Below are 15,317 nucleotides of genomic sequence, written 5' to 3' on the forward strand. Positions count from 1 at the left end.
CGTTCACGTTGAGCGTCCGTCCGCCGACGTACGACGTGTCGTCGCTCGCCAGGAAGTTTCAGCCGCGCTCGACCAGGACGGCGCTCCCCTGTCCGACGCCGACGCACATCGTGGCCAGGCCACGCGCGCCGCCCGTGCGGCGCATGCGATGCAGCAGGGTGGTGAGGATGCGGGCGCCCGAGCAGCCGAGCGGATGGCCGAGTGCGATGGCGCCGCCGGTCGGGTTGACGAGGTCCGGGTCGATGCCCAGGCGGTCCACACTGGCGAGGGCCTGCGCCGCGAACGCCTCGTTGAACTCGGCTTCCTCGATGTCGCCGATGCTCCAGCCGACGCGCCCGAGTGCCTTCTGTGTGGCGGGGACGGGGCCGATGCCCATGACGTCCGGATGGACGCCGGCCGAGGCGCCGGCGACATAGCGCCCGAGGGACTCCAGCCCCAATTCGTTCAGGGCCTCCTCGCTGACCAGCAGCACTCCCGCCGCGCCGTCGTTCATCGGCGAGGCATTGCCGGCGGTGACCGTGCCGCCCTCGCGGAACACCGGCTTGAGGCGGGACAGCTTCTCGAGCGAGGTGTCCTCCCGTACGCATTCGTCACTGTCGACGACGACGCCGTCGGGGCGCTCGACGGGAAGCAGCTCGGCGTCGAAGTGCCCGTTCTTGCGGGCGTCCGCGGCGCGCTGGTGGCTGCGCAGCGCGAACGCGTCCTGGCGTTCGCGCGAGACGCCGTACCGCTCGGCGACCTCCTCGGCGGTCTCCCCCATCGACAGGAGTCCGTGCAGTTCCTTCATCGCGGGGTTGACCAGACGCCAGCCCAGCCGGGTGTCGACGGTCTCGATGCGGTGCGGCAGCGCTTCGTCGGGGCGGGGCAGGACGAAGGGGGCACGGCTCATCGACTCGGAACCGCCGGCGAGCACGATGTCGGCCTCGCCGGAGGCGATCGCGCGGGCGGCCGTGGTGATCGCTTCGAGGCCCGAGGCGCAGAGCCGGTTGACCGTGGCGCCGGGCACGGACTCGGGCAGCCCGGCGAGCAGCACGGCCATGCGGGCCACGTTGCGGTTGTCCTCGCCCGCCTGGTTGGCGGCGCCCCAGTAGACGTCGTCGATACGGGCCGGGTCGAGCGCGGGCACCTCGGCGACCAGACCGCGGACGATGGTCGCGGCGAGGTCGTCGGGCCGCACGGAGGACAGGGCTCCGCGCAGCTTGCCGATGGGGGTGCGGCGGGCGGCCGCGAAGTGGACGGGACGCACGGCAGGACTCCTGACGGACACCGGATCACAGGGTCACCGGCTCACGCGACCGCGGGATCACCGGATCACGGGAACCGAACGATTGATCACCGAACTATTGATCACGAAGGGTTGATCACGAAGGGTTGATCACGAAGGGTTGATCAGCGAACAATTAATTAGCACTGCTAGTTTTGGACTATAGACCGACCGTCGGCCTCTTGGGAAGATCCACCGGCGGTCGGTTTGCCCACATCCGTCCAGGGCACCCGCGCCCGCATGGAGTGGCTACGGAGTGCTGCCTGCGCGGAAGCGGACCCGGATCTGTTCTTCCCCGTGGGCACGAAGGGGCCGGCGCTGGACGACATCGCCGCGGCCAAGCGCATCTGTTCCCGCTGCCCGGTGCGCAGTGAGTGCCTGGACTGGGCGCTCGGCAACGGGCAGACGTCGGGAGTGTGGGGCGGCACCTGCGAGGAGGAACGCGCCGTGATGATCCGGGATGACAGACTGCTCGCACACCTCGAAAGCAGGCCGACGGGGTGAACAGGCCTTGTCGAGCAGAGGAGTTGTCGAATGACCGGGACCGAGTCCGCCCGAGACCGGATCGACACCAGCAAGCCGCATCCGGCGCGCGTGTACGACTGGTACCTGGGCGGCAAGGACAACTACCCGGTCGACGAGCAGCTCGGGCAGCACATCATGTCGATCGATCCCGGTGCCCGGCGGGCGGCACGCAGCAACCGCTGGTTCATGCAGCGGGCCACACGGCACCTGGTCCGTGCCGCGGGAATCCGCCAGTTCCTCGACATCGGCACCGGTATACCCACGGAACCGAACCTCCACCAGATCGCGCAGATCACCGCACCGGACGCGCGGGTCGTCTACGTCGACAACGATCCGATCGTCCTCGCCCATGCCGAGGCTCTGTTGCGAGGGACCCGGGATGGCGTGACGGAGTACCTCCAGGCCGATGCCCGTGAACCGCGGAGGATCCTCGAAGAGGCAGGGCGCATCCTCGACTTCGACCGGCCCGTGGCCCTGTCGCTCATCGCCCTGATGCACTTCATCGCCGACGAGACCGGCGCCTACGAGGTGGTGGACACCCTGGTCGACGCGCTGGCACCGGGCAGCTGCCTGGTCCTGTCCGCGATGACCGCCGACTTCGAGCCGGAGAACGTGCGGCGGGGCATCGAGACGTACGCGAAGGGCGGCGTGACCCTCGTCGGCCGCTCGCACGACGAAGTGAGCCGCTTCTTCAAGGGACTTGACCTGGTCGAGCCAGGGATCGTCTCCGTGAAGGACTGGCATCCGGACCTCGCGGAGGGCGAGACCCCGATCGGCGACGGGCCCGTCTCCCTGTACGGCGGTGTCGGCTTCAAGGCCTGATAGTGCCGAGTTGCTCAGGCACTATCGGCGCCGGAGTCACTGGGGGGCGACACGGACCTTGCTGTTCTTCATCAGGGACAAGCGCACGCGTTCCGGTTCAGTAGCGTGGTGGCATGTTTCATGAGGTGACCGATGCCGATACCGCCGTGACGGTGGGCAGCGGTGATGTACCCGTGCTGTCCACCCCAAGGCTCATCGCGTGGATGGAAGCGGCAACCGTGCACGCCTCCGCGCCCTTCACCGGAACGGGCCAGACCACGGTCGGGACCGCGGTGCGCATCGAGCATCTCCGGGCGGTGCGCGTGGGCGGTCGGGTGGACGTCATCGCCGAGTCGCCCGCCGCCACAGGTCGGCGGCTCACTTTCCTCGTGCGAGCACTTGGCGGCTCCGGAGAGCTTGTCGCGGCGGGAGAGATCGACCGGGCGATCGTCGATCGGCAGCGGTTCCTCGCGGTGGCGCTCGGCCCCGATACCGGCCGCTGAACCTCGTCGGCTCCGCGACGTGCAGAGGGGGATGCCGGCTCGTGAGGGCAGACATGCGCGGGATCTACTCGTCGCGTTCGAAGTCTGCCTCCCACTGGCCTTTGTGAAGTCGGCCTCCCACCAGCCCTTGTCCAGTGCCCGCCGAGTGCCGAAGGGCGGATCGAGGACGACCCCCGGACCTGTTCATGTCTCCCCCCGTCGGGGGAGACGGTCCCCCCGCGCGCGGGATCTTCCCGCGCCGCCCGGCAGCTGTACTGAAACGGTCAGCGATCCATGGCAGGGACCGCCGCGACGGCGCACGACGTCGCCGGTGCGGCCATGACAGGGGAGGATTCACCATGCGTACCTGGACGAGACGACGTCTGTTGCTTTCGGCAGCCTCGGCGGCCGGCCTCGCCGCCACGGCGGCCGTACCTGCGAAGGCCGCCGGCCCAGCCCGGCCCGGGCGTGACGATGTCGTGGAGCGCCTGCGCAGTCTGCCGGGGCTGAGGGTCGTCGAGGAACGGCCGGGTGCCGAGCCGGGGTACCGCTTCTTCGTGCTCGGGCTGCGCCAGCCGGTCGACCACAGGAACCGGGCGGCCGGCTCCTTCGAGCAGCGCCTGACCCTGCTCCACACCTCTGCCGACCGTCCCTCCGTCCTGTTCACGACCGGTTACGAGGCGGCGCTCACGCCCCGGCGCGCCGAACCCACCCTGCTACTGGGCGGCAACCAGATTCAGGTCGAGCACCGCTTCTTCGGCACCTCGCGCCCAGCGGTGGTCGACTACACACACCTCACGATCCGTCAGGCCGCCGACGACCACCACCGCGTCGTCCGCCTCTTCCGTGGGCTGTATCCCGGCGCGTGGATCTCCAGCGGCGGCAGCAAGGGCGGCATGGCCAGCGTCTACCACCGCCGTTTCCACCCGCACGACGTGGACGGCACCGTGGCGTACTCCGCCCCGAACAACGTCGACGACCGGGAGGCCTCCGCCTACCTCCGCTTCCTGGACACCGTGGGCACCGCCGCCTGCCGCGACGCCCTCAGGGCGGCGCAGCGGCAGATCCTGCTCCGCCGCGCCGACATGGCCGCCCGCTACGAAGCCTGGGCAGCCTCCACCGGCACCGCCTTCGGCATCATCGGCAGCGCCGACAAGGCGCTGGAGATTGCCGTGCTCCGCGCACCGCTCATGTTCTGGCAGAACGGCACCGCCGCGGACTGCGCCGCCATTCCCGGCCCGGATGCCACCACCGACGCGTTGTACACATGGCTGGACGACACGGCCGCACTGCCCGTCTACGCCGACTCCGTCGCGCGGAACTACATCCCGTACTTCTACCAACTCGGCACGCAGCTGGGCTACTTCGATGTCCCCACCGCCCACCTGGCCGGACTCCTGCGCTACCCGGACGCCATCGAGCCCCGTACCTTCGTCCCCCGCGACATCCCGATGCGTTTCGACTCCGCTGCCATGCCCGACGTCGACCGCTGGGTCCGCCGCCGCGGCAGCCGTCTGCTGTTCATCAACGGCTCCCAGGACCCCGCGGTCGCCGAATCCTTCCGCCCGGGCTCCCCGGACTCCCGCGTTCTGTGGGCTCCCGGCACCAACCACCACGCCACCATCGCCGGCCTCTCGTCCACAGACCGCGCCGATGCCGTCGCCACCCTCACCCACTGGGCCGGCGGCTCATGAAGCCTCCAGGCGGTTCCCTTCGGGCCGTCAGGCGACCGTGAGGACGAAGACCAGGGTTCGGCAGCCGCCGGATGCACCAACGTCGTCCGTCCTCTGTCGATCGCCCGGTTCCGCGGCCTGTTGTGTGCCTAGCAGGGCTCAGGAACTTCGGGCCCGCCCGACCTGAGGAACTCCGCCATCGCGCTCAGATCCCGACCGCCGAAGCCTCCTTCGGCGGCTGTATGGACCAACCGGCGGTTGAGCCGGGCCTGGTGCATCGAGGCGCCGACCCGCTCGGCGAGGTCCAGGATCAAGTCAAGGTCCTTGGCGACGAGTTCGAGGGTGAAGGCCACGGGCGTCTCGTCCGGATGCAGATACGCGTCCCGCTTGTACCGCACGAAGGGTGCCGCCACGGCGCTCGCGGCGAACACCTCGTACGCGGACTCCCTGGGAATCCCCGCCCGCTCGGCGAGCACCAGGGCTTCGGACAGGGCCTGATTGAGCCCGTGGACAACGGAGTTGACCGCCAGCTTCATCGCCGCTCCGGTGCCGCCGGCGCCCACGTGGAAGACCCGCTCGGCCAGCGTGTCGAGCACGGGCCGCACCTGCTCCAGTGCCTCGCGGGAGCCACCCGCCAGCACGGTCAGCCTGCCCTCTTCGACGAAGCTCACGCTCCCGGAGACGGGGGTGTCGAGGAGTGTCGCGGCCTGCTTGTCGACGAGGGTGTGCAGGACCGCGACCGTCTCCGGGGCGATGGTGCTCGTCTCCAGCACCACGCTGCCCGGGCGGAGTCCGGCCGCGATCCCGTCCCCTCCGCCGTACGCCGCGCTCACGGCCGAGTCGTCGGCGAGCGAGACCAGTACGACGTCCGCGGACGCGGCGGCCTCGCGGGCGGTGGCCGCTACGGTGGCTCCCGCACCGGCGGCCACCGCCTCGGCCTTGTCGCGCGAGCGGTTGTAGACCGTCACCTCGAATCCCGCGCGCCGCAGCCGTCCGACCATGGCGCCGCCCATGCGTCCGGTCCCGATCACCGCGAGCCGCATCGTCATCGTCATCGGAGCAGCCATCCTCCGTCGACGGCGAGATCGACCCCGTTGATCGAGCTGTTGCGGAGCAGGAAGTCCACAGCGTCCACCACGTCGCGCATGGTGGCGAGTCGCCCCGTCGGGGTCCGCGCGCGCAAGCCCGCGAGCACCTCGTCGGGTTTGGCCGACCAGAACGGGCTGTCGCCGACCACCCCCGGGTGGACGGCGTTCACCCGGATCGGAGCCAGTTCGTTGGCGAGGGTGTGCACCAGACCGGTCACCCCCGCGTTGACGGTCGCCACCGTGGTCGCTCCGGGGTACGGCCGCTCCTTGGCCTGACCGCCGAAGAGCACGATCGCGCTCCCGTCGTGCAGTCGCGGCCGGAGCGTGTGCACGGCCTCCGTGTAGCCGACGAGTTTGAGGGTGACCAGGTGGAGCGCCGCGTCGATGTCGTACTCCGCGACGCTGTTGTCGTCGCGGGAGATGCCCGCCAGCACCAGGTGGTCGACCCTCCCGACGCTCGCGAGGGCGGCGGCGATCTCACGCGGCCTGGAGAGGTCGAGGGCGAGCCCGCGGGCGGCACCGATCTCCTTGGCCACCGTGTCGGCCCGGTGTGCGTCGCGGCCGGTGATGACGACCTCGTCGCCGCGCTCCGCACGACAGCGCGCGACCTCGCGGCCGATTCCCGACGTACCGCCGATGACGACCACGGTCATGGCCTCTCCTTCAGCCACGTTCGGGGCCTTCTCTCCCACCACATTCACCGGGTTCCTCCGAGGATGCTCCGGCCTTCGGGCCGGGGAGGAATCGGACTCGTGCGGAGCAGGGCAGAGGTGGTCGTTTCGCCGCCAGGGCGAAACGGTGTCCACTCCGCGGCGGGGTGGGCGAGCCCACCAAGATCAATTGTTCTCAACTGTCAGTCCTCCCCAATAGGTTGATGTTCATGACAACGCGAGCGCGGACGGAGGACGACGGGCATGCCCGGTGGACGTTCCGGCTGCGGGTGTCGTCCACCGCTCGCGCGGCTCTGATGGGTGAGTGGGACCGGTGCCGGTGGCTGTGGAACGAATGCGTCGCGAAGTCGAAGCAGACCCACCTGTGGAACAAGAACCGGCCCGCAGGCGTCGCGAAGCAAACGTGCGGTCCGGCGCAGCTCGACAAGATGCTGACCGAGGCCCGCACGCGTATGTCGTGGCTGCGTGAGGGCTCCTCGGTTGTGCAGCAGCAGGTGATACGGGACTTCGGGAAGTCGAAGGCCAAGGCGCACAAGGACATCCGTGAGCGGCTGCCGATGCGGCAGCGGGCCGGGATGCCGCGCTGGAAGAAGAGACGCGAGGCGCGTCCGACCCTGAACTACACCCGGCGCGGATTCCGCCTCAAAGACGGCCGTCTGCACCTGGCCGGGGGCATCGTGCTGACGCCTGTGTGGTCGCGGAACTTTTCCGCCGACCCGTCCAGCGTGCGCGTGTACCAGGACAGCACCGGGGCGTGGTACGCCTCCTTCGTCGTTGCCGCCGAGACCGAACCGCTGGCCAAAACCGGGCGCGTGATCGGCATCGACTGGGGCGTGAAGGAGACCGCGACCACCACATCCGACGAACACGACCTTCCCCATGCCCAGCACGGGAAGACCGCCGCGCACAAGCTCGCCCGGTATCAGCGGATGATGGGCCGCCGCAAACCCGCGAAGGGTCAGGCCGGATCGAAGGGCTACCGCAAAGCCAAGGCGCAGACGGCGAAGCTGCACCAGAAGGTGGCCCGGCAACGCCAGGACACCGCTCGCAAGTGGGCCAAGAAGGTTGTCCGCGACCATGACGCCCTGGCGGTGGAGGACTTCCGGCCCAAGTTCCTCGCCAAGACCACCATGGCCCGCAAAGCGGCCGATGCCGCCATCAGCGCCACCAAGACGGCGCTGATCGAGATGGGCCGCAAGCACGGGCGGGACGTCCGCCTCGTGCACCCCGCGCACACCACGATGGACTGCGCGCAGTGCGGAGCGAGAACCAAGCACGCACTACCTCTTTCCGAACGAACCTACGCCTGCACCGCGTGCGGAGCTGTCTCTCCTCGGGACAAGAACTCCGCCCGCGTGATGCTGGTCCGGGCAGGTCTAGACCCGGCTAGTGCTGATCGTGGAAGTCCACACGGGGCGCTGCCCCGCCTGGCAGCGTGAGCTAGGAATCCCCGCTCAGCCCTGAAGGAGAGAACCCCCTCCCTTCAGGGAGGGGAGTAGTCAATGCTTCTCCTCCAGCGCCTCGCGCAGATAGTCCCAGTCCCGGGTGAAGCGATAGGAGTGGCGGGGCGGCGGCTGCGGAGCCTGTGTCTCCAGCCAACGCACCGGCCCTCGACCGGCGTTGGTGAACCCGTGGACACAACCGGCGCCCGCCCAGGCGGCGTCGCCGACGCCGAGCCGATGGCGTTCACCGTCGAAGGTGGCGTCCACCGTGCCTTCGAGAATCAGATACGTCTCCTCGAAGGGATGGTCGTGCGTGCCCGCCACGCCGTCGGGCGCGTACTGCACCATGAACATGGTCGAGGCCACCGCTCCGAGGTCGCCGTCCACCATCATCTTCACGGTGATACCGCTGTAGACCAGCAGCGCCGTGCGCATGCTCGCCGAGACGGCGAGGAGGTCCTGGGACTGCTTGCCGGGATCCATCAGGTCGGGCTCGACGTGCCCGAACGACCGGGTGCGCGGATCGCGGACGTCGATCCGGACCGGCTCCCGCTCAGGCAGCGCGGGCACCGCCCGGGTGTCGTGCCCGTAGCGGGCCCGCGGGACCGGCGCGAGCATGTCGGCCCAGCGCCCGACGGTGTCCCCGGCGCCGCGCCAGGCGTGCGGCACGCCGGTCGGGAGCAGCCCGTAGTCCCCCTCTTCGAGGAGGTACGAGCCTTCCGGCACATCGAGGAGGACCGTGCCGGAGAGTATGTGGAAGGTCTCCTCGTACGAGTGCACATGGGCGCCCACCACACCGTCGCGCCGCAACTCGCAGATGCCGAAGCCGGTGTGCACGCTGCCGTCCGCCTCGCCGACGACCGTGCGTCGCCGGAAGCCATGCGGGTCGTACGCCACCTCTGGGGCGTCCTCGGCCCGCCGCACCAGGAAGTTCGTCATGCCTTCGCCCTCGCCGCCTTCGCCGCCACCAGGCGGTCGCGCGACTCCTCGACCAGTCGCCGCGCCCGTTCGGCATCGGCGAGCAGCCGGCCGTCCCGTTTGCGGATCACGCCGTCGACGATGACGGTGTCCACGTTGGACACGTCCGCGCTCAGCGTCACGGCGGCCGCGGCGTCGTGCACCGGGGCCACATTGAGCGCCGTCGCGTCGATCGCGACGACGTCCGCCCGCTTGCCCGGGGTCAGGGAACCGGTCCGGTCCTCAAGGCCCGCGACGTGCGCCCCGTTGAGCGTGGCGATCCCCAACATCTGACGTGCTGTCAACATCGTTTCGGGAATGCCCACATCGGCCTTCCAGCAGTCGGCGTTGACGCGGGCCCGCTCCGCCCCGAAGGCCGCACGGATCTGGGTGAACATGTCGCCGGGGACCGTGGTCACGACGTCGATGCTGAGCGAAGGTCGCAACCCGTGCTCGATCGCCTTCATCACGGGCGGCCAGCCGTGCCCCATCTGCGTCTCCACCTGCGGCGCGATCGAGACCGTACCGCCGCTGTCGGCGACCATGCGCCACTCCTCCTCGCTGAAGTAGCAGCAGTGGACGTAGGTGGTGTCGGGGCCGAGCAGGCCGAGGTCGTTCAGCTGCTTGACCATGCCGAAACGGCCGGCCAGCCGGCCCATGGCCACGTGCACGGTGATCGGGACGGCCAGCTCGCGGGCGAGGCCCCACTCGGCCAGGACGACGTCGTTGATGCAGAAGCCGGGGCCGCGAGTGGCCAGCGCCATCGTCAACAGCCCGTCGTCGGAGGCGAAGTAGCGGTCCCGCACGCGCCGTACGTCGTCACCGGGTATCGCGATCTTGCTGTCGAACCAGTAGTCGGCGAGCGAGGTGTTGGCGCTGCCGTACGCGTACTGCGCGCGGATGCCCGCCTCGGTCAGTGCCTGGAGCGCGGCGTCGGGATGCTCCGGTGTGTTGTTGATGTGCGACCAGTCGACGAGCGTGGTGATGCCGGCGTTGAGGCATTCCAACGAGCCCGCGAGATTGCCCGCGTACACGTCCTCGGGCGTGTAGACGGGGGCGAAGGTGTCGAGGACGTCGACGAAGTAGTCGTCGAGTGTGGCGTCGGGCGCGCAGCCGCGGATCGGCGCCTCCCAGGTGTGGCGGTGGGTGTCGACGAAGCCCGGGACGACGATGCGGCCCGTCATGTCGAGGACTTCGGCGTCGGCGGTGATCTCTCGTTCCACCGCCGCGATCTTCCCGTCCTCGATGAAGACGTCTCCCCGGGGCAGGTCCCCGATGTCGGGGTCCATCGAGACGACATGGCCCGAGCGCAGAAGCATCCGATTGGTCATCGCCCTTCCTCCCATGGGGTGTTCAGTACGCCGCGAGCTCCCTGACCCTTGCCACGACCTTGTCGACCGTGGGGATCACCCGCTCTTCGAGTGCGTCCGCGAACGGCAGCGGGACGCACTCCCCCGCCACCCGGCACACCGGTGCGTCCAGCAGGCCGAAGCCCTCATCGACGACGACCGAGACGAGGGTGCCGCCCCAGCCGCCCTGGTACGGGTTCTCCTCGACGGTGACGAGCCGCGAGGTCTTCGCGACGGAGGCGAGAACGGCCCGGGTGTCCAGCGGCACCAGGCAGCGCAGGTCGATCACCTCGGCCGAGATGCCCTCCGCGGCAAGCCGTTCGGCGGCCTCGAGGGCCACGGGCACCATCGAGGCGAGCGCCACGAGCGTGATGTCGCCGCCTTCGCGGACGACGGCCGCGCGCCCCAGCTCGACGACGTGGTCCGGCGGTGCGGGCGGCCCCTTGGTCGCGAGCAGTCCCTTGTGCTCGAAGAAGACCACCGGATCGTCGCTGCGGATGGCCGCCGCCATCATGCCGATCACATCGGCGGGTGTGGCCGGTGCCGCGATCTTCAGCCCGGGAATGGCGAACGCCCAGTTCTCGGTGGCCTGCGAGTGCTGGGCACCGAAGCCGAGCCCGCCCCCGTTCGCCGTGCGGACGACCAGTGGGACAGTAACCTGACCACCCGTCATGTAGCGGACCTTCGGGATCTCGTTGGCCAGGTAGTCCCAGCAACAGGCCAGGAAATCGGAGAACATGATCTCCGCCACCGGCCGCATTCCGGTCATGGCGGCGCCCATGGCCGCACCCACGATCGCCTGCTCGGATATGGGCGTGTCCCACACCCGCTCGGGCCCGAACTCCTCGTAGAGTCCGGCGGTTGTCTTGAAGACTCCGCCCGCTGCGCCGATGTCCTCGCCCAGGCACACGACCGTCGGATCGCCGCGCATCTCACGAGCGATACCCTCGGCGACCGCCTCGCGATAAGTGATCCTGCGGCCGGTGGTCATCCGCTCTCCCGTCACGTCCGCCATGCCGCACCCCCGTCCGCCCATACATCGGTGAGCGCCTCGCCCGGATCGGGCGCGGGCGCGTTCTTGGCGGTCTCGACAGCCGCCTCCACGGTCTTCTCGACACGTGCGTCGGCCTCCGCCGTATCGGCGCCGAGGGTTTCGAGCCGGGCGCGGGCGAGATCGAGCGGGTCGTGCTTGAGCCAGCGCTCGACCTCCTCGGCCGGACGGTACGTCGCCGGATCGGCCCGGCTGTGCCCGAAGTGACGGTAGGTCAGCGCCTCCAGTACAGCGGGCCCCTTTCCCGCACGGGCTCGGTCGGCCAGCCCCGCCACCGTCTTGCGGACGAGCACCACGTCGTTGCCGTCGACGACCTCGCCCGGGATTCCGTACGCGGACGCCCGGTCGGCCGCGGGACGGGCCACCGCCGTGACCTCGGAGATGGGCGTGTACTCCATGTAGAGGTTGTTCTCGCAGACGAAGAGCACGGGCAGCTTCCATACGGCGGCCAGGTTGAGCGCCTCGTGGAAGGCACCGATGTTGGTCGCGCCGTCGCCGAAGAAGGCCACCGCGATCTGCTCGGTCTCGCGCAGTCGGGCCGACCAGGCGGCGCCGACCGCCATCGGCAGATGGGCACCCACGATCGCGTACGAACCGAGCATGCCGGCGGACGCCTTGGTGAGGTGCATGGAACCGCCCTTGGCACGGCACAACCCCGTTGCCCGGCTCATGAGTTCGGCGAGGCACTCCTCGGGGGTCGCGCCGCGGGCCAGGGCGTGGTGGTGGCCGCGGTAGGTGGCGAAGACGTAGTCGTCGGGACGCAGCGCCGCGCTCGCGCCGACCGCGATCGCCTCGTGTCCGGCGGCGAGGTGGGTGGTGCCCTTGACGTGTCCGGACATGAACAGGTCGTGGGCGGCCTTCTCGGTGCGGCGGATCAGCGCCATCCGCTCATACAGGGAGAGGAGTTCGGTCGCGTCCATCAGCGCGCCCCGTTGTCGCGGCGGGAGTTGAGATGGGACTGCGCTTCGCGCCGTGTGTTCAGCTCTCCGCCCACGGTCCAGTACTTGCGGCCCGCGACGAGCAGTTCCTCGGCCGGGAACTTGGTGATCACCTCGCAGCCGTCGGCGGTGACGACCAGTTCCTCCTCGATGCGCGCCGCCGACCAGCCGTCCTTGGCGGGCCAGTAGGTCTCCAGGGCGAACACCATGCCCTCTTCGAGGACTTCGGGGTGGTCGAGCGAGACGAGGCGGCTGAAGATGGGCTTCTCCCAGATGGACAGACCGACCCCGTGGCCGTACTGGAGGGCGAAGGCGGCGGTCTCGTCGGGGAAGCCGAACTCCTCGGCGCGCGGCCAGACTCGGACGATGTCGGCGGTGGTCGCGCCCGGCCGCACCAGGGAGATCGCCTCGTCCATGTATTCCCGGCATCGCAGGTACGCCTCGCGCTGCGCGCTCGACGCGCTGCCGACGGCGAACGTGCGGTAGTAGCAGGTGCGGTAGCCGAGATGGCTGTGCAGGATGTCGAAGAAGGCCGGGTCGCCCGGGCGGATGAGCCGGTCGCTGTAGACGTGCGGGTGCGGTGAACAACGCTCGCCCGAGATGGCGTTGACGCCCTCCACGTACTCGCTGCCCAGATCGTAGAGAACCTTGCTGACGAGCCCGACGCACTCGTTCTCCCGCACCCCCGGGCGCAGGTATCCGTACAGCTCCTCGTACGCCGCGTCGACCATCGCGCAGGCCTGGGCGAGGAGGGAGATCTCGTCGGGGGTCTTGGTGCGGCGGGCCTGGAGGAAGACCTGTTGTCCGTCGACGACGTCGATGCCCTGGGCGCGCAGCGCCATGAGGACGGGCATCTCGCAGAGGTCGACGCCCAACGGCTCGTCGGCCAGGCCGTGTTCACGCAGCTCGGTGGCGATCTTCGCGGCGACGTCCTCGGCTATCCCGGCCTCCGGGTGGAAGGCGCCGCGCAGGGTGGAGATGCCGGCGCGGGCGCCGGTGGGCGGGCCGCCCTTGCCGTCGCTGTAGTCCAGCCAGGGGTTGTGGAGCTGGTGATGGCGAGCGGCGGAACCGAAGTCCCAGACGATCGGTTCGCCGCCCCGCACGAGAAGCGCGAAGCGAATCAGCTTGTCCATGGCCCACGTGCCGATGTGGGTGGAGGACATATAGCGGATATTGGCGAAGTCGAAGCTGAGCAGCCCGCCCAACTCGGAAGCGTTGAGGACCTCGTTCAGCCGGGCAAGACGCTCCTTGCGCAGCCGGTCCAGGTCGACGCGCTCTTCCCAGTCGACGGCGTTCGGCCCGAATGTGCGGATCGCCATGGCGACCACCTCCGTCATCCGGAGTGAACGACCGCTCGGAGGAAGTGTCAAGTACTACTGAACACGAACCACACCCCAACGGCAGGTTCATCACCGTCGTTGCGGTAGCGGTGCGGGGTCGTCGACTCGAAGCACACCGCGTCGCCGGGGCCCAGTGTGTACTCCTCGAACCCGAGGGTGAGGACGAGTTCGCCGGAGGTGAGATAGCCGTACTCGGTGCCCGCATGCCGCATCAGACCACCGGAACTGGACGAGGTGCCGCCGGGCCGGTAGGTCACCAGCAGGAAGTCGACGTCGGTGCCCGGAACATGGCCGAGACGCTCCCACACCACACCCGAGTCGAGCTCCAGCGTCTCGCGCTGCGCGGCGCCGACCAGCGGCCCGATACGGCGGCCCGGATCGGCGGCGAAGGCGGCGAGGGCGTGCAGAACGGAGGCGGGCGGTACGGAGCCGGGCGGCGCGGACCCCGAGGGGAGGGACCCCACCGCGAGCGGGGCCCGAACACCCGTGTCCTGCGCGTCGAAGAGCGACTCCACAGAGATGGCGAGTGCCGTCGTGATCGCGTACAGCGTGCTCACCGACGGCTGGCTCTTGCCGGTCTCGATCTGCGAGATGAGGCTCGCGGAGACCCCGATCTCCCGCGCGAGACCACGCAGGCTCACCCCCCGGTCGAGGCGCGCCCGGCGAATGCGCGCCCCGACGGGCGGCGCGGGCTCAGGGGACACGGGCGGCTCCTCTCACGGGCCGGTGATGTGCAGCTCCATTGAACAGGAGCGCGGTCCGGCCGGTCCGCGGAACCGGGCAAGCAGCTTATGCCGCACGTGCGGTGGCGGTCTCCCGGAGCAGCTCGATCAGCTGTCGGATGTCGGGGCGGCGGGCCGTGCCGGACAGGCTCACGGTGAAGACGGTGCGGCTCACCGGCTGTGCGAGCGGATGCAGCCGGACGCCGTCGAGACCTTCGGGCAGCGCCAGCCGGGGCGCCAGGGCGACGCCCGCACCCGCGGCCACCAGCGCCGCCAGGACGGAGAAGTCGCTGCTGCGTACGCGGATGTCGGGGACGAACCCGGCCGCCCCGCAGGTGCGTTGGATCATCTCGTAGCAGGAGGTGTCCGGACTCGGGGTGAGCCAGTCGGCGTCGGCGAGGCGCGCCAGGTCAACGGGCTCGCCCTCCAGCAGGCCGAGCCGGTCCGCGTGAGCGGGGTGCAGTACGAGCAGTACGGGGTCGTCCAGCAGCACGGCCTGCTCACAACCGGCGGGGAAGTCACGGGGCAGGACGGTGTAGCCGTGCACCACGGCGAGGTCCACCTGGCGCTTGCGCAGGGCCTTGAGCGCCTCGTCCGGCTCCTGCTCCACCAGCCGCAGCGTCAGCGGCCGGTCGGCCAGGCGTCGCCACACCGCGGGCATCAGCGTGCGGCACGCGGAGGCGAAGGCCGCGACGCGCACCTGACCGTGCATACCGCCGCGCAGAGCGGCCAGATCGGACTCGGCGGCGGCCAGGTCACCGAGGACGACTTCGGCGTGCGCGACGAGCAGCTCACCTGCGGCCGTCAGCCGAAGGGTGCGACCCTGCTTCTCGACGACAGGCAGCCCGGCCTCCCGTTCGAGAACGGCGAGTTGCTGGGAGACGGCGGGCGCGGTCAGATGGAGCGCGTCGGCGGTCGCGGCGACGGTCCCGTGGGTGGCCAGGTGCTGGAGGATCCGCAGACGCCGCACGTCGAGCATGGGGAACTCCTCCTCCTGGCCGCGCGCCGCCCTCG

Annotated in this window: 15 protein-coding genes; 5 read left to right on the top strand and 10 right to left on the bottom strand. The window is 70.0% G+C overall.

Features of this window, described 5'->3' with window-relative positions:
* Window positions 1-58: 58 nt before the first annotated feature.
* The gene (locus tag IEY95_RS11275) at window positions 59-1,246 is read right to left on the bottom strand and encodes a thiolase family protein (RefSeq protein ID WP_189185800.1); all 1,188 of its coding nucleotides are present in this window, start codon (window positions 1,244-1,246) and stop codon (window positions 59-61) included.
* A gap of 258 nt (window positions 1,247-1,504) precedes the next feature.
* Between IEY95_RS11275 and IEY95_RS11280 the strand changes: the two genes are divergently transcribed.
* The 4 genes from IEY95_RS11280 (at window position 1,505) to IEY95_RS11295 (ending at window position 4,766) form a co-directional block, all read left to right on the top strand.
* The gene (locus IEY95_RS11280) at window positions 1,505-1,768 is read left to right on the top strand and encodes a WhiB family transcriptional regulator (RefSeq protein ID WP_189185801.1); all 264 of its coding nucleotides are present in this window, start codon (window positions 1,505-1,507) and stop codon (window positions 1,766-1,768) included.
* A gap of 30 nt (window positions 1,769-1,798) precedes the next feature.
* The gene (locus tag IEY95_RS11285) at window positions 1,799-2,611 is read left to right on the top strand and encodes an SAM-dependent methyltransferase (RefSeq protein WP_189185802.1); all 813 of its coding nucleotides are present in this window, start codon (window positions 1,799-1,801) and stop codon (window positions 2,609-2,611) included.
* A 113-nt stretch (window positions 2,612-2,724) separates the two neighbouring features.
* Window positions 2,725-3,093, top strand: coding sequence for a thioesterase family protein (locus IEY95_RS11290; RefSeq protein WP_189185803.1), 369 nt, complete (start codon window positions 2,725-2,727; stop codon window positions 3,091-3,093).
* A 338-nt stretch (window positions 3,094-3,431) separates the two neighbouring features.
* A complete protein-coding gene (locus IEY95_RS11295; protein WP_189185804.1) occupies window positions 3,432-4,766 on the top strand; it encodes a S28 family serine protease in 1,335 nt (444 codons plus the stop codon).
* A 128-nt stretch (window positions 4,767-4,894) separates the two neighbouring features.
* On the opposite strand, the gene IEY95_RS11300 is transcribed toward IEY95_RS11295, so the two are convergent.
* A complete protein-coding gene (locus tag IEY95_RS11300) occupies window positions 4,895-5,800 on the bottom strand; it encodes an NAD(P)-dependent oxidoreductase (protein WP_229702811.1) in 906 nt (301 codons plus the stop codon).
* Window positions 5,797-6,486, bottom strand: a complete 690-nt coding sequence (locus IEY95_RS11305; protein ID WP_189185806.1) for an SDR family NAD(P)-dependent oxidoreductase — start codon at window positions 6,484-6,486, stop codon at window positions 5,797-5,799. The genes IEY95_RS11300 and IEY95_RS11305 overlap by 4 nt, the downstream gene beginning before the upstream one ends.
* Window positions 6,487-6,713: 227 nt before the next feature.
* Between IEY95_RS11305 and IEY95_RS11310 the strand changes: the two genes are divergently transcribed.
* A complete protein-coding gene (locus IEY95_RS11310) occupies window positions 6,714-7,943 on the top strand; it encodes an RNA-guided endonuclease InsQ/TnpB family protein (RefSeq protein WP_189185807.1) in 1,230 nt (409 codons plus the stop codon).
* 60 nt (window positions 7,944-8,003) lie between these two features.
* On the opposite strand, the gene IEY95_RS11315 is transcribed toward IEY95_RS11310, so the two are convergent.
* The 7 genes from IEY95_RS11315 to IEY95_RS11345 form a co-directional block, all read right to left on the bottom strand.
* A complete protein-coding gene (locus IEY95_RS11315; RefSeq protein ID WP_189185808.1) occupies window positions 8,004-8,885 on the bottom strand; it encodes a cupin domain-containing protein in 882 nt (293 codons plus the stop codon).
* A complete protein-coding gene (locus IEY95_RS11320; RefSeq protein WP_189185809.1) occupies window positions 8,882-10,234 on the bottom strand; it encodes an amidohydrolase family protein in 1,353 nt (450 codons plus the stop codon). Before IEY95_RS11320 ends, IEY95_RS11315 begins: the two co-directional genes overlap by 4 nt.
* 22 nt (window positions 10,235-10,256) lie before the next feature.
* A complete protein-coding gene (locus tag IEY95_RS11325; RefSeq protein ID WP_189185810.1) occupies window positions 10,257-11,267 on the bottom strand; it encodes an alpha-ketoacid dehydrogenase subunit beta in 1,011 nt (336 codons plus the stop codon).
* Window positions 11,255-12,223 (bottom strand): thiamine pyrophosphate-dependent dehydrogenase E1 component subunit alpha, encoded by a 969-nt coding sequence (locus IEY95_RS11330; RefSeq protein WP_189185811.1) that lies wholly within the window; start codon window positions 12,221-12,223, stop codon window positions 11,255-11,257. The genes IEY95_RS11325 and IEY95_RS11330 overlap by 13 nt, the downstream gene beginning before the upstream one ends.
* Window positions 12,223-13,560: a M24 family metallopeptidase gene (locus IEY95_RS11335; RefSeq protein WP_189185812.1), complete on the bottom strand. Its 1,338-nt coding sequence runs from the start codon at window positions 13,558-13,560 to the stop codon at window positions 12,223-12,225. The genes IEY95_RS11330 and IEY95_RS11335 overlap by 1 nt, the downstream gene beginning before the upstream one ends.
* 47 nt (window positions 13,561-13,607) lie before the next feature.
* Window positions 13,608-14,285 carry a helix-turn-helix domain-containing protein gene (locus IEY95_RS11340; RefSeq protein ID WP_189185813.1) on the bottom strand — a complete coding sequence of 226 codons (678 nt, stop codon included), beginning with the start codon at window positions 14,283-14,285 and terminating at the stop codon, window positions 13,608-13,610.
* Between the two features lie 85 nt (window positions 14,286-14,370).
* Complete coding sequence (locus IEY95_RS11345; protein ID WP_189185814.1) at window positions 14,371-15,282, bottom strand: LysR family transcriptional regulator; 912 nt, start codon at window positions 15,280-15,282, stop codon at window positions 14,371-14,373.
* Window positions 15,283-15,317 lie beyond the last annotated feature (35 nt).

The sequence above is a fragment of the Streptomyces albiflavescens genome (genome assembly GCF_014645835.1).
Classification (GTDB): domain Bacteria; phylum Actinomycetota; class Actinomycetes; order Streptomycetales; family Streptomycetaceae; genus Streptomyces; species Streptomyces albiflavescens.

Excerpts from the sequence above, each read along its gene's own strand:
- IEY95_RS11280 (WP_189185801.1), top strand. The coding sequence starts at position 1,505 with ATGGAGTGGCTACGGAGTGCTGCCTGCGCGGAAGCGGACCCGGATCTG.
- IEY95_RS11285 (WP_189185802.1), top strand. The coding sequence starts at position 1,799 with ATGACCGGGACCGAGTCCGCCCGAGACCGGATCGACACCAGCAAGCCG.
- IEY95_RS11290 (WP_189185803.1), top strand. The coding sequence starts at position 2,725 with ATGTTTCATGAGGTGACCGATGCCGATACCGCCGTGACGGTGGGCAGC.
- IEY95_RS11295 (WP_189185804.1), top strand. The coding sequence starts at position 3,432 with ATGCGTACCTGGACGAGACGACGTCTGTTGCTTTCGGCAGCCTCGGCG.
- IEY95_RS11300 (WP_229702811.1), bottom strand. The coding sequence starts at position 5,800 with ATGACGATGACGATGCGGCTCGCGGTGATCGGGACCGGACGCATGGGC.
- IEY95_RS11305 (WP_189185806.1), bottom strand. The coding sequence starts at position 6,486 with ATGACCGTGGTCGTCATCGGCGGTACGTCGGGAATCGGCCGCGAGGTC.
- IEY95_RS11310 (WP_189185807.1), top strand. The coding sequence starts at position 6,714 with ATGACAACGCGAGCGCGGACGGAGGACGACGGGCATGCCCGGTGGACG.
- IEY95_RS11315 (WP_189185808.1), bottom strand. The coding sequence starts at position 8,885 with ATGACGAACTTCCTGGTGCGGCGGGCCGAGGACGCCCCAGAGGTGGCG.
- IEY95_RS11320 (WP_189185809.1), bottom strand. The coding sequence starts at position 10,234 with ATGACCAATCGGATGCTTCTGCGCTCGGGCCATGTCGTCTCGATGGAC.
- IEY95_RS11325 (WP_189185810.1), bottom strand. The coding sequence starts at position 11,267 with ATGGCGGACGTGACGGGAGAGCGGATGACCACCGGCCGCAGGATCACT.
- IEY95_RS11330 (WP_189185811.1), bottom strand. The coding sequence starts at position 12,223 with ATGGACGCGACCGAACTCCTCTCCCTGTATGAGCGGATGGCGCTGATC.
- IEY95_RS11335 (WP_189185812.1), bottom strand. The coding sequence starts at position 13,560 with ATGGCGATCCGCACATTCGGGCCGAACGCCGTCGACTGGGAAGAGCGC.
- IEY95_RS11345 (WP_189185814.1), bottom strand. The coding sequence starts at position 15,282 with ATGCTCGACGTGCGGCGTCTGCGGATCCTCCAGCACCTGGCCACCCAC.